We start from the raw sequence: 12,746 nt of genomic DNA, 5'->3' as shown, positions 1-12,746 counted from the left end.
GCGGCTTGCTCGGTCATGCCCCGGTGGTGAGGCGTGGTCATGGGGTTCCTCCCTGGACAGGACGCTCGCCGGCCGGTCGAGCGCGTTTGAGCAGCTGGTCATAGACCGCCACCGAGGGCGGCGGTCTGGTGTCGCGGGGAAGCTGGGCCAGGCGCCGTTCGGTCAGGAACGTGACCGTCGCGTCGGTGCTGGCGTCTTCGGCGGCGGTTGGAGGAGATGGCTCCTGGTCTTCCTCAGCCGCTTTGCGCGCCTCCAGCGCGACCGCATCGGCAGTGAGAGCTCCGGCCCGCAGAGCCGCAGCCAGGCCGGTGACCAGGTGCTCGGTCGACAGGTGGCGGGCCAGCAGCAGGACCTCGATCAGCGTGCGCGTTCCGTCGCGGTCACCGTGGGCCTTGCAGGCCGCAGCCCACCACGCGTCATGAACCGGGGTGAACTTGCCTGCGGCTTTGGCCTGTTCCAGCGCGGTCGCGCCCGGGAGCGCGCCAGGTTTGCGGATCAAGACCTCCAGGTAGTGATCCAGCTCCAGACGGCAGCCCGCCTTGGCGAACAGCCGCTCATGCCGTGCGACGATCTGCTGCCCGTCATAGACGATCAGTTCCGAGGCGTGCAGCATTACCCGTAGCTGCCGGCCGATGAGCCGAGCCGGAACCGAATATCGGTTCGTGCGGACCGTGATCTGGCTGTAGCGATCAACCCGGACCGACAACAGCAGGCCGGTCTCGAACGCCTCCAGCGGAATCGGCCGCAGCAGCGGCTGCTCGATCGCGAAGTACTCGCCGACCGTCCTGGCCTGCGCCCCGATCCGCCGCCCCTCGTCCTCCAGGTCCCAGCGCTCGATCATCTCGTTCAGCTCGTTCAGCGAAGCAACCTCGGGAACCGGGACCAGATGGTTACGGCGAAACCAGCCGATGTTGCCCTCGACCCCGCCTTTCTCATGCGCGCCTTTGATTCCGGGCTGGCAGTAGAAGGCCTCCAGCCCGTAGTGCGAGCGGAAAACCGTCCAGCGGTCGGACTCGGTGCGGGCGCGGGTGAATCCCAGCACTTTGGAGACCGCGGCCTTCAGATTGTCGTAGGACCTTGCCCGTCGGGATCCCGCCCAGCACCCTGAAGGCGTGGACGTGTCCCTCGAAGAACGCCTCCTGGCCTCCGGTGGCGAGCACCTGATGGACCGCCTTGCCCGAATACGACATCCGGAACGAGAACAGGAAGCATTTCACCTGCTCACCTGCGATCCGAACCGTCACGTCACCGAAGTCGACCTCCGCCTCGACTCCCGGCAGATGCGACTGCGGGACGAACGCCTCCGGCGGACCCCGTCCTGCCTCGACCCGGATCTCGCCTCGTCGGCGAGCGACGTAGGCGCGGACCATCTGATACGAGACCTCGGCGGCCTGGTGCTCGTCTACCAGACGAGCGAAGATCCGCTTGGCTGTGTGCCGCTGCTTGCGCGGCGCATCCAGATCGGCCCGCAGCATCTCGTCGATCAACGGCTTGAACTCATCCAGCCGGCTCGCCCGCGGCGCCATCTTCTTCCTCGGCTCCGGCCACGGCTGACGCAAAGCCTCAGCACCGTGTTCCGGCTGACTCGATACTTGATCGCGATCTGCCGATCCGACAGCCCTGCACGAGAATCCCGGCGAATCGCCGCGAATACCTCCACCTTGGACTGGGGGTGTGTCACCAGCGTCTCCTCACACGGAGTAACGCTTCGATACTCGCATCGCGAACCCTCAGGTGGCTCTGGAATTCGCTAACACGACTCCAGCCCCACCGAGCGCCACAGAGCCACTGACCGACATCCGGCTCCCGGATTCACCTACAGAGCCAGACCTCGCCCTTGTCGCTGCCGAACTCAACAACCGCCCGCGCAAGACCCTCGGTTGGCAAGCGCCCGCCGAGCTGTTCGCTAAGCTCGTCGCAACAGCTAAATGATCGCGTGTTGCGAAGATCGCTGGAATCCGCCACGACATCTCTGGCCCTACCCGAGGAATCGGGTGGGCGGGTGTTCGTCAGAATTGGCCCCAGCGGCTTGCTCGCGCTGAAGGTGTCAGCCCATCAGCCGGATGCCGTCGACCACGCCGCTCAGCTCGGCCCGCAGGTCTTCGCTCACCTCGACTTTGATCACCGCGCCCGGCCGTTCCAGCCACATCACGGCATGGCAGAACGAGCTCATGCTCCACGCCACCGCGGGTTTGCCCCTGACGAACCGCCGTGATTCGTCGGTCGCGGTCGCGATCCCGGACCAACAGTTGAAGGCGTAGGCCGAGGAGCTGGCGGGGCTGGGCGCGCGCAGCGCGCTGATCGTGCGGAGGTCGCGGGCGGCGTCCCCGCAGCTCACTTCGACTTCCAGATAGCTACGCGAGCGGGAAGGACCCCGCCACCGGTAACGGTGCGTCCACAACGACAAGGGAGGACCCGACATGGTCAGTCTCGGGCCGCTCGCCGCATCGGCGCTACCCGTGCGCACGGTCTGTCCACGCGTCAGGCCGCCGGGCAGCTGATCCACGCGGACTCCTTCGATCGCGTCGTCTCCCGGCCTGGACGTCCCGTACTGGTCGAACGCGGCCCCCTCAGGGGCACGGCACAGCGGCATGGCCGACAGAGGCTTCGCCGAGGCGGCGACAGAGCCACCGCCGGACGCGGAGCACCCCGAAAGGGCCGCGACCATACAGATCACCAGTGCGACCCTCTCAAAGGGTACTAAGGAGGCAGGCATGGTGATCAATGTGTCCCATCGTCGCCTGGCGCACCTGACATTCCGGAAATTTGGCAGCAAGAGAGCATGAAGCGGAGCGGGCCCGCGCAGACACTCGCGGGGGCGAAGCGGCGCAGCAGCCTCTCCGCGCCGGTGAATTCGGCCACCACGCTGCGGCCGTGCGCCGTTCGCGCACGAGCCCACCGCCTGGCCGGCGTAGATGCAGGCGGTGTCGAAGTCGTCGTCGCGGCGGGCGGCGCCGAGCTGCGCCTTGACGGTGTCGTCCGAGGCCAGCTTGTCCTCCCACCTCGCCCAGGGGTCGAAGAAGGCGTTACGGAGCGAGCGCACTCATCAAAGGCGCCGCGGCAGTGCATCCCCCACTGATGACGTAGCGCCGAGCCTGTGAAGACCAAAAGATTCGTTCCCTTGGGGCCGGAAGGGTCGTTCAAAGCCACCCTCCAGCAGTCAGCCGCACATTCCCTGCATACCAGTAATCGATTGGTCACATCGTGTGCATTGATGAAGACGGTGCGGGGGCATGCCAAAGTCACCGACCCAGATCAGTCGTCAAGGACCAAGCACGCAGACCGGAGCTCATGCTCACGCTGGCGTCGCACACGAAACCGGACACGTTCAACCCAGGCCTCGGTCACTGATCAACACCATCAACGACCGACAACCCCACTACGTCCTCATGCAACGTGGCGCGGAACAAGGGGCTCGGCGGGAGATCTTCATCGCGGGCAGCGACAGTGATCGTGAGCACTGACGGCTCCGCATGGCCCAGGTGAGAAAGGCCCGGAGCCGTTGGCGGGCATGTTCCGCGTTCTGGGCATACCAGGCGTCGATGTCGCTCTGACGGCAGGAGTCGAGCGTGCGGTCGCGTTTGTCAAGCCAGGTGAGGAACGTGGTCGCGTATGTGACCTGCTCAGCCGTGTTGCGGAGAACGCCCGGCGTGATGTTGCTGCGTTCAGCGCGGGCCCGAAGGGCAGGAAGGACGCGCCAGGTCACGAACAGCCGGATCGTCTTGACGTGCTCGGGGTTGCCGACGCTGGCCAGGTGACCAGGAAGCCAGCGCTGGAAGGAGCAGATGTACTTGTCGACGGCGAGCAGGACGCCGCTGGCCATGAGCAGGTCGAACAAGGCCTCAGCTCCGGGCGGATGCGGCCGGTTCCGTCGTCCAGCACTGAGGTGAGCCGGTCGCTGAGGGTGCAGCGTTCACAGAGTCGCCCGCCCAGGAGCTTGCCTTCGAACCCGCAGCGTGAGCAGTCGAACGGCTGGGAGAGGCCGGCGCAGGTGGCGCGAAAACAGGCGGAAGCTCCAGGAGGAGCTGCAGATGATCTGCGGGGGCCTGCTGATCGTCGCGGCCTGAGGGTCGTCGTTCTGTGACGGTGGGAGACCTTTCGACCGGACCCGGCCTGGCCGAGCCGACGCCGCCCGCCAAGCACCTGCAAGCCCTTGAGCGCGCCGGCGTCGTCGCCTCCCAGCGCACCGGCCAGCGCCGCATCTACGCACTCCGGCCCGCTCCCCTGCGGGACCTGGCGGCTGCGCTTAGCCGGCTCGCCGACACCGCAGACCAGGCCGGTGGCTCGCGCGAGACCTACGACCGCTACGGGCTCAGCCTCCACGCGGAGCGACTCGCCGCGAAGGAGCCGGGGTGGGCCGACGGCCGCTCGTTCAGATTCCTCCGGTCGCTGACGGGACCTCCCGAGCTGGTCTGGCGCCACCTGACCGAGACCTCCCTGCTCGCCCGCTGGTGGACGCCGGACGACCTGCGCGTCTCCGAGCTCGTCTTCGAGGCGCGACCGGGTGGGCGGATCGTCCACGAGTACCGCGATGCCGAGGACGCCGACGGCTCCGACCTGGTCGCCGGGCGCGCGCAGGGAGTCGTCGACGGCGTACGCCCCGGTGAGCGCCTCGCCTACCAACTCTCCCCGCTGCTTCCCGACGGCGGCCTCGCCTTCACCGCCCACCTCGACCTCGGCCTCCGGCCCACCGACACCGGCACAGACCTCGACGTCCACTTCCGGATCACCGACAGCACGATCGACTCCGCGGACTTCATCGCAGGCATCGAGATCGGCTTCGGCCAGAGCCTCGACAAGCTCGCGGTGACCCTCGCCGCGGATTCCGACAGCACCGACAGCACCGACGACACCGGGCACGACACCGATACAAGGAGCACGAAATGACCAACTCGACCGGCCGCAGGGTGACCGCGAACCTGAGCCTCACCCTCGACGGGCGTTACAACGGTCCCGGCGGGCCCAGCGATTTCGGTGCGTTCGCCCCGTATGTGACCACCGAGGTCGCGCGAGACCACATGACCCGCATCTGGGAGGGCGCGACGACGGCGCTGCTCGGCCGGCTCAATGCCGAGGGATTCATGGGGTACTGGCCGTCGGTCGCCGAAGACGACAACGCCGATCCGCGTGATCGCGGATACGCGAAGTGGCTGGTCGACACGGAAAAGGTGGTCTTCTCGACCACCTTGACCGAAGCGCCGTGGGAACGCACCCGCGTGGTGAACGCCCCCGCCGCGGACGTCGTCGCCGAACTCAAGGCCACCGGTGAGGGCGACATCCTCGTCAACAGCAGCGCGAGCATCATCAAGGCGCTCCTCTCGGCAGACCTGCTCGACCGGCTGTACCTCATGATCTTCCCCGAGATCGCCGGGGGTGGGCAGCGACTGTTCGACGACGGCCTGCCGGCTTCGAAGTGGACGCTCACACACCAGGAGACCGGCGAGCTGGGCGAGATCGCCATGGTCTACGACCGAGTCCGCTGAGCCGGCCGATCAGCGCACTCAGCCGACGAGGTGGCCGACTCCGGCAGGTTGAGAAACGGGCACTGAACGAGACCCCCACGCTGAAGCGCACTGCGGTGATGCGGCGCCTGGAGGCGAAGGCCATCGACGAGGCCCTGTACCTCTTCCAGGGCCTGATGGCCACCCGGCTGATCAGCACGGCGAGGCGGGCCACGGAGAAGGAGCGGCGAGATACGGGTGAAACCGGCCATGAGTCGATCTTGACGCCCGTTTCTGCAGGCAGGCATGTGGTCAGCGATCAACCGTGATCAGTTTGAGAGCGTCTTCCTTGTCCTTATCGGACGGCAAGCTGTACCGGCGGGTGGTCTCCAGGCGGGCGTGGCCAAGGATCTCGGCGACCAGGACCAGGTCGGTCTTGCCGCGGACCAGCGTGGTGGCGAGCGTGTGGCGCAGGACATGCGCCGTGGGCGGAATAGGTGGCGGCCTGGTCGGCCGACCAGGACAGGAACATACGCGCCCGGGATCGGTAGGTGCGCCGAGTCTCGGCCGATGATCTCGGAAGTCTTCAGCACGGAGTCCTCCCGCGCCTGGCCGCGCAGCGGTGAATCTTGGCGCGCGCGCTCTCTTGGCCTTCACCCGAGCCTTCCGGGCGGTAGGCAGCGTCCCGTGAACTCGTTTCCTCACTCGTGTGAAAGACGGGCGACACCACTTCCTTGAAAAGGCCCGACCACATGCCGCTCAGTACGACCCTGTCTGACGCCGACCTGATCGAACGGTCGTGGCGAGATCCCGAGGATTTCGCCTTGCTGTTCGACAGGCACGCAGGACACATCCACCGTTATGTGGCCCGCCGTCTCCGAGACGTTCCTCGCCGCGTTCAGGCAGCGCCGCGACTACGACACCGCCCGCCCGGAGGCCCTCCCCTGGTTGTACGGCTTCGCGACCAACTTCATCCGCCGGCATCAGCGCGCCGAGATACACCGCTATAAGGCGTACTCGAAAGTGGGCGTGCTTCCCGACGCTGACGACGCCGCGGAACAAGCTCTTGAGCGGGCGAGCGCGCATGCCGTACGCCGCCCTCTCGCCCAGGCGCTCGCCTCGCTGAAGGCCCGCGACCGCGACGTCCTCTTACTCGTGGCCTGGGCCGACCTCACCTACGAGGAGGTCGCCAACGCCCTGTCCGTCCCGATCGGAACAGTCCGTTCCCGCCTCAACCGTGCGCGGGCCATCGTCCGCAACGCCCTCGGCAGCACCGACCCCACGACGGAGCAGACCCCATGAACGAACGGACCGAACTGACCGACCTGCGCGACCTGTTCGCCGACAAGCCGCACCCCACGGCGGACCGCCTCGCCCCCGCCCGTTCCGCCCTCCTGGCGGAAGCCCGCACGAAGCGGCGGCCCTGGACCCGGCCGGCCGGTCTGCGGCGTCTGGTGCTGGCAGGCGGCCTGGTCGCGGCGATGACCGCAGGAGCGATCGCCGTTCAGACGTTCACCCCTTCCGCGCCCGCGAACGCCGCCGAGGTCCTGAGGCTGGCGGCCGACGCCGCGACCGCCACCCCGTGGCCGCAACCCCGCGACGACCAGTACCTCCACTACGAGCGGATCGCGGAGACGCGCAGCGAAAACGGGGTTCCCAACGTCGGTCCGCGCCACATCACGGGCGAGGTCTGGCAGTCCGTCGACGGCTCCCGCCCAGGACTCCTCTGGCACAAGCCGTCGAAATCCAGGCCACAAGACCACGAGTACAAGGAACTCCTGATCCGGTGCCGTGAACGTGGTGCGGGGCGCCCCGCCTACGCCGACCTCCGAGAGTGGCCGACCGACCAGGAGCAGCTCCGGCACAAGCTGGCCGAACGCGGTAACGAAATGGTCCCCAACAAGGACACAGTGACCCAGACCTGGAACGGTGTCCTCAACATCCTCGGCAGCCCGGTCCCGCCCAAGCAGCAGGCAGCCATCTTCAAGATCGCCGCGACCCTGCCGGGCATCGAGACGGAACAGCTCAAGGACGCCACTGGCAAATCGGGCATCGCCGTGACCCGGGCGGACAACCGAGGCCCCGGGGGCGACATCTCCCGCGAATCCCTCATCTTCGACAAGACCTCCTACGTCCTCCTGGGCGGCCAGGAACTCGTGCCGGGGCAAGGGCGTGAACTCTGGTCCATCACCCGTACGCAGATCACTGACGTACTCCCGGCCTGGTCCAAGTCCGTGAAGCGGAGAGGCTGTGTCTGAGGCCGCGTCCACCGGATGACAGGCGGGCCGCGTCGGCCGCTTGCCTCGCTGCCATGATCCAGCAGCCGGGCAGCCGGCGCCGCCTCTGAGTCGTCACCTGGCGGGTCGAGCGAAGTCCATCCGCGCCATCACCTGCAAGCTGGCCGGATCTCCGCCAACGCAACAGATCTTAATTTCTAATTTCCTATTTCTAGAAAATCAGAAAATGGTTACGGTGCTGTTGTGAGGATCGAGACACCGTGGGGGCCGTGGGAAGCCGCGCCGCTCGGCGAGGTCGTCGCGCTGATGCGCGGGCTGGCCGCGCCGTGGTGGGTGGCCGGTGGGTACGCGATGCAGGCGCACGAGATCGAGGTGCAACTGCTCTACAAGGCCAAGGGCACGCGGCCGAAGGACCAGGCCGATTTCGAGGCGGTCCTTCCACTGCTGAGCGACGGCCAGCGGCGCTGGCTGGACGAAGCGCTGGAGACCGAGCACACCACACATCCCTGGCGCGAGCGCCTGCGCCGTGATCCATGAGACGGACGCCGCCACTTCACATGAGAGCCAGACCAGTGACCACCTCGGATACACCTGGCGAACCACAGGTCAACGATGACTGGACTCGACCGATCAAAAGAGAAGGCACGGTGACGCCGTGCAAGCACTGTGGTGCGCCGATCGAGCAGCGGCAGGGGAGAGGGCGGCCCAAGTCGTACTGTCCGGAGGGGGACTGCCAGGCGGCGGCCAAGCGGGAGCGCGAGCTGCGGCGGGCGACTCCCGGCCTGGAGGGGGCTTTGGCCCGGGCCGAGCAGTTGTACGACCGGATGGAGAGCGGGCTGGCCTCGGCGATCGAGCCGTTGGCCCGGGCGCTGGCCGAGGAGCTGAGCCCGGCCGGGGTCGAGGCTCGGTTGAGCGCCGTGCAGGCGGAGGCGCACACGCGCGTCGCCATCGCGCGCACTGAGCGGGAGCAGGCGTTCGAGCAGGTACGGCTGGCGCGGGAGGCGGCCGAGCACGCTCGCCGGGAGGCCGGGGCGATGCGGCTGCGGGTCGAGGAGGCGGAGGGTGAGCGTGACACCGCGCTGCGGGATGCCGAGCGGGCCCGCGAGCAGGCACTGGCCGCGTTGTGGGAGGCGGCCAGCACCGAGCGGCAGGCCCTGCAGAGCGTTGAGGAGGCCGGCCGACGCGCCGACCTGGCCGAGCGACGGGCCGAGGAGGGAATGGCGCAGGAGCGGGCACGCGCCGACGTCGTCGCGGGGGAGCGAGATCGGCTGCAGGGGGATCTGCGGCTGGAGCGGGCGCGGCTGGAGGATGTTCGCGCGCAGCTCGACGCCTCCCGCGCCGAGTCCGCCGAGCTGCGCGAACGGGCCGTAGCCGCCGAGCTGAAAGCCCGCTGAAGGCAGACCCGTGAGCCCCGCGCAGCCTGTGTCCATGACGCACCCGACGGCGTCGAACCTACTTGCCTGGACTCGCAGTCAGACGGTCTCACCCAACTGTTCGGCCACCCGCTCCAGGCCATCCTTGATGAGCTGTCCATACTCGTCGTCGCCAAGAGCGCCGATCTTGGCCCGCGCCTGCTGGAGTTGCTCACGGGCGCGGTCGAGATCACCCAGCTTGCGATAGCACTCACTCAAGTTCAGGTGCAACGACGGATACAAGCCGGCCACCGAAAGCGGCACCCCAGCCTGGGCCACCCGCTCATCAGTGATCAGGCCGACGGCGGCAAGCGCTCGCAGATCCCACATCAGCTCCTCGTGCACGTCGTCCTGCACATCGGCCATCGAGTGGGCAAGGACGCAAACATGCAGCGGGTCGCCTTGCTCACCGCCGATGTCATCCCAGATCTGCGCGAACAACTCGCGAGCGGCCTCACGCTGACCTTGGTGGTGATGCAACTCCACCCCCTGGCCTATCCGGGTCATCGTTGGGTCGGTCGTCATCGGCGGCTCCTTCGTTGTCGCAGGCGATCATGGTCAGCCTAATGCCTTACGTGGCTTGACGACCTTCGACCAGGCTGACCGGCAGGTTCGCTTGACAACCCCCAGATGACCAGGCCGGCGTGCGATTCGGCCCACCTGCTGGAGAGGGCGCGGAGCGCCGGCGCCAGGGTCCGTCGGCGATCTTCGGCGAGGTCGCCACGGCGGGATGGACCGCACTCAGGTTCTCAGCTGGTGGCGCCCCAGGTGAGAGAGAGGCCGGTGGCGGCGCGTTCGGTGTGGATCTCCATCATGCTGCCGAGGATGGTGGCATGGTCGGACACCACGGGCGTGGCGTCGAGCGCGTAGGTGATCCGGGTGCTGATCAGCACCGGGCTGCCCTGCGGCTCGTGGAGGTGGCGGGCGGCGGCGGGGTCGAGCAAACCGGGCCGGACCACCTCGGAGGCCCGGGCGACCGTCACTCCCGCGTCGGCGAGGGCCGTGTAAAGGGAGACGGCGGTGAAGTCGCGGTCGCGGATCTGGTCGGCCACCGGCCGGCGGACCCAGGACACCTGGTGTACGGCGGGACGTCCCGCGAACTCGCGGACCCGCTCCAGCCGCAGGGCGGTGTCACCGGGACGCAGCCGCAACTCCGTAGCGATCCGGTCGGGGGCCCGGCGCACCGCCCGCCCGGCCACCGCGGTGCGCACGTTGTGGCCCTGTTTGCGCAGGTCGTCGACCAGGCTGCGGAGCGCGTCGAGCTGGTACGCCAGGTGGGGCGGCGCGACGAACGTGCCCCTGCCGGGCTGCTGCACGATCAGCCTCTCGTCGCTGAGCTCCCGCAACGCCTGGCGCAGCGTCATGAGGGTCACCCCGTAGGAGGCGCTCAGCTCCCGTTGCGGCGGCAGGGCCTCACCAGGGGCATAGTGTCCCGACCGGATCTTCGCGGCGAGGTCGGCGGCGATGGCGCGGTATCTCGCCTCGTGCCCGGCGTCGGGGGTCATCGTGGTCGGTCACACTCCTGGTCGAGGGCTTGCCGCAGGGTCGCGAGGAAGGCCCGCAGGTCGTCCGGCCCGGCCCCGTCGAGCACCCGCCGCATGACCGCGGCGCCGACCACCACGCCGTCGGCGTGCCGGCGGGCTTCGCGTGCCTGGTCCGGGGTGGAAATGCCAAATCCTAGCAAGACCGGCCGGTCGGTGACGCGCCTGATCCGCTCGGTGAGCTCCGCCGCCGAAGCGGCGAGGGTGGCCCGCTCACCGGTGGTGCCCATCAGCGACACCGCGTAGACGAATCCGCGGCTGCGGCACGAGATCTCCGCCAGCCGCGGCTGCGGCGTCGCCGGCGACGCCAGCAGGACCAGCTCGATCCCGGCGGCGGCGGACGCGTCCGTCAGCTCGTCCGCCTCGTGCACCGGCAGGTCGGGCACGATCAGGCCGCCGACGCCGGCCCGGCGCAGCGCGGCGCAGAACGCCTCGGGGCCGTCGTGCAGCACCAGGTTGTAGTAGGTGCTGGCGACCAGCGGCACGCCCAGGTCCGGCATGCCGGACAGGTCGGCGAGGATCCGGCGGGTGCTCGCCCCCCGGGCCAGTGCCGTGTCGCCGGCCTGCTGGATGGTGACACCGTCCAGCGTGGGGTCGGAGAAGGGCAGGCCGACCTCGATCGCGTCCGCTCCGGCGGCGGCGAACGCCCGCAGGTAGTCCGTCCAGCCGGGCGTGATCCCCCCGGTGACGTACGGCATGAGCAGGCCGCGGCCGGTGTCCCGGCGTGCCCGCAGGTGGCGTTCGACCGTGCCCGCGGCCAGGGTGGGATTCGTCACAGCAGCTCCTTCAGGGTTGAGACGTCCTTGTCGCCCCGGCCGGACAACGTCATCAGCACCGTCGATCCTGCGGGCAGGTCGCCGCCGCCCGCCGCGCGGATCACCCAGGCGAGGGCGTGCGCCGATTCGAGCGCCGGGACGATGCCTTCGGTACGCGCCAGTCGCACCGCCGCGTCGACCGCCTCGTCGTCGGTCACCGTGACGTAGCGGGCCCGGCCCAGGTCGCGCAGGTGGGCGTGCTCCGGGCCGACTCCCGGGTAGTCGAGCCCGGCGGCGATGGAGTGCGGCTGGGTGATCTGCCCGTCGTCGTCCTGCAGGAACAGCGAGCGGCAGCCGTGCAGGACGCCGAGCCGGCCACGGGCCGCCCCGGCGCCGCCCTCCGCCTCGACACCGAACAGGCGCGCCTGGGTGTCGGCGAATCCGGCGAACGTGCCGGCCGCGTTGGAGCCGCCGCCGACGCACGCGACCACGTGGTCCGGGACGCCGCTCCGCGACTCGGCGGCGAACTGCGCGCGGGCCTCGTCGCCGATGATCCGCTGGAACTCCCTGACCATCCATGGGTACGGATCCGGCCCGACGACCGAGCCGATGCAGTAGTGGGAGTCGCCGGTCGCGCCCACCCAGTGCCGCATGGCCTCGCTGGTCGCGTCCTTGAGGGTACGGCTGCCCGTGGTCACCGGGACCACCTCGGCGCCCAGCATGCGCATCCGGAAGACGTTCAGCGCCTGCCGCTCGATGTCGCGCTCGCCCATGAACACCGTGGCCTCCAGCCCGAGCAGCGCGGCTGCGGTCGCGGTGGCCACCCCGTGCTGGCCCGCTCCCGTCTCGGCGATCAGCCTGCGCCGTCCCATCCGGGTGGCCAGCAGGGCCTGGCCCAGCACGTTGTTGATCTTGTGGGATCCGGTGTGGGTGAGATCCTCGCGCTTGAGGTACAGCTGCACGCCCAGCGCCTCCGACAACCGGCGGGCCGGTGTGAGCGGGGTCGGCCGCCCGGCGTGCACGGCGAGCAGCCGCGCCAGGGCGCCGCGGAACCCCGGATCCGCCCAGGCCTCCCGGAACGCCTCGTCCACCTCGCGGCACGCCTCCACCAGGGATTCCGGCGCGTACCGTCCGCCGTACTCGCCGAATCGGCCCCGCGCTCGGGGCTCGCCCATCGTCCCGTCCAGCGGGACTGGGTCACGCCACGGCGACACGTCTCGCATGCCATGCTCCGATCGTTCTATAACTCTCCAATGAATTCTATAACAGTGAGTCTGGCATGGGCGGCCTGGACGCGCCACCATGGCCGGAACTCCTGTGGCTCCGGCAGGGCCGCCACTGAGTTGGTCAGCAGGTCCGG

Annotated in this window: 14 protein-coding genes and 1 pseudogene; 7 read left to right on the top strand and 8 right to left on the bottom strand. The window is 68.9% G+C overall.

The window, feature by feature from the left end; translation table 11 throughout:
- Nucleotides 1–37: 37 nt before the first annotated feature.
- The 3 genes and pseudogenes from istA to AB0I38_RS03475 all read right to left on the bottom strand — a co-directional run bounded on the left by istA (nt 38) and on the right by AB0I38_RS03475 (nt 3,838).
- Nucleotides 38–1,681: pseudogene (gene istA / locus AB0I38_RS03485) on the bottom strand (IS21 family transposase).
- Between the two features lie 366 nt (nt 1,682–2,047).
- The gene (locus tag AB0I38_RS03480) at nt 2,048–2,338 is read right to left on the bottom strand and encodes a hypothetical protein (RefSeq protein ID WP_358461212.1); all 291 of its coding nucleotides are present in this window, start codon (nt 2,336–2,338) and stop codon (nt 2,048–2,050) included.
- Between the two features lie 1,041 nt (nt 2,339–3,379).
- Nucleotides 3,380–3,838, bottom strand: coding sequence for a hypothetical protein (locus tag AB0I38_RS03475; RefSeq protein ID WP_358461209.1), 459 nt, complete (start codon nt 3,836–3,838; stop codon nt 3,380–3,382).
- A gap of 242 nt (nt 3,839–4,080) precedes the next feature.
- Here AB0I38_RS03475 and AB0I38_RS03470 point away from each other — a divergent pair, with 242 nt between their 5' ends.
- The 3 genes from AB0I38_RS03470 to AB0I38_RS03460 all read left to right on the top strand — a co-directional run bounded on the left by AB0I38_RS03470 (nt 4,081) and on the right by AB0I38_RS03460 (nt 5,770).
- Nucleotides 4,081–4,887, top strand: coding sequence for an SRPBCC domain-containing protein (locus tag AB0I38_RS03470; protein WP_358461206.1), 807 nt, complete (start codon nt 4,081–4,083; stop codon nt 4,885–4,887).
- Between the two features lie 20 nt (nt 4,888–4,907).
- Complete coding sequence (locus tag AB0I38_RS03465; protein ID WP_436838711.1) at nt 4,908–5,483, top strand: dihydrofolate reductase family protein; 576 nt, start codon at nt 4,908–4,910, stop codon at nt 5,481–5,483.
- A gap of 98 nt (nt 5,484–5,581) precedes the next feature.
- On the top strand, nt 5,582–5,770 hold the full coding sequence (locus tag AB0I38_RS03460; RefSeq protein ID WP_358461200.1) for a hypothetical protein: 189 nt from the start codon (nt 5,582–5,584) through the stop codon (nt 5,768–5,770).
- Here the strand turns inward: AB0I38_RS03460 and AB0I38_RS03455 are convergent.
- On the bottom strand, nt 5,754–6,098 hold the full coding sequence (locus AB0I38_RS03455) for a tyrosine-type recombinase/integrase (RefSeq protein WP_358461197.1): 345 nt from the start codon (nt 6,096–6,098) through the stop codon (nt 5,754–5,756). The two genes, AB0I38_RS03460 and AB0I38_RS03455, sit on opposite strands and share 17 nt — an antisense overlap.
- A gap of 204 nt (nt 6,099–6,302) precedes the next feature.
- Between AB0I38_RS03455 and AB0I38_RS03450 the strand changes: the two genes are divergently transcribed.
- From AB0I38_RS03450 to AB0I38_RS03435, 4 genes are all read left to right on the top strand, one after another.
- Nucleotides 6,303–6,743: an RNA polymerase sigma factor gene (locus tag AB0I38_RS03450; RefSeq protein WP_358461194.1), complete on the top strand. Its 441-nt coding sequence runs from the start codon at nt 6,303–6,305 to the stop codon at nt 6,741–6,743.
- The gene (locus AB0I38_RS03445) at nt 6,740–7,699 is read left to right on the top strand and encodes a CU044_5270 family protein (protein ID WP_358461191.1); all 960 of its coding nucleotides are present in this window, start codon (nt 6,740–6,742) and stop codon (nt 7,697–7,699) included. Before AB0I38_RS03450 ends, AB0I38_RS03445 begins: the two co-directional genes overlap by 4 nt.
- A gap of 222 nt (nt 7,700–7,921) precedes the next feature.
- Nucleotides 7,922–8,215, top strand: coding sequence for a hypothetical protein (locus tag AB0I38_RS03440; protein WP_358461188.1), 294 nt, complete (start codon nt 7,922–7,924; stop codon nt 8,213–8,215).
- 110 nt (nt 8,216–8,325) lie between these two features.
- Entirely contained in the window at nt 8,326–9,072 is a 747-nt protein-coding gene (locus AB0I38_RS03435) for a hypothetical protein (protein ID WP_358461185.1), read from the top strand.
- A gap of 78 nt (nt 9,073–9,150) precedes the next feature.
- On the opposite strand, the gene AB0I38_RS03430 is transcribed toward AB0I38_RS03435, so the two are convergent.
- From AB0I38_RS03430 to trpB, 4 genes are all read right to left on the bottom strand, one after another.
- Nucleotides 9,151–9,615 carry a hypothetical protein gene (locus AB0I38_RS03430; protein WP_358461182.1) on the bottom strand — a complete coding sequence of 155 codons (465 nt, stop codon included), beginning with the start codon at nt 9,613–9,615 and terminating at the stop codon, nt 9,151–9,153.
- 224 nt (nt 9,616–9,839) lie between these two features.
- Nucleotides 9,840–10,595 carry a GntR family transcriptional regulator gene (locus AB0I38_RS03425; RefSeq protein WP_358461179.1) on the bottom strand — a complete coding sequence of 252 codons (756 nt, stop codon included), beginning with the start codon at nt 10,593–10,595 and terminating at the stop codon, nt 9,840–9,842.
- A complete protein-coding gene (gene trpA / locus AB0I38_RS03420; RefSeq protein WP_358461176.1) occupies nt 10,592–11,407 on the bottom strand; it encodes a tryptophan synthase subunit alpha in 816 nt (271 codons plus the stop codon). The genes AB0I38_RS03425 and trpA overlap by 4 nt, the downstream gene beginning before the upstream one ends.
- A complete protein-coding gene (gene trpB, locus AB0I38_RS03415) occupies nt 11,404–12,609 on the bottom strand; it encodes a tryptophan synthase subunit beta (RefSeq protein ID WP_358461173.1) in 1,206 nt (401 codons plus the stop codon). The genes trpA and trpB overlap by 4 nt, the downstream gene beginning before the upstream one ends.
- Between the last annotated feature and the right edge of the window lie 137 nt (nt 12,610–12,746).

Source organism: Nonomuraea cavernae (assembly GCF_040655715.1).
GTDB lineage: Bacteria > Actinomycetota > Actinomycetes > Streptosporangiales > Streptosporangiaceae > Nonomuraea > Nonomuraea cavernae_A.
Note: the sequence above shows the minus strand (reverse complement) of the source record. Positions and strands in the feature narration are given on the sequence as shown.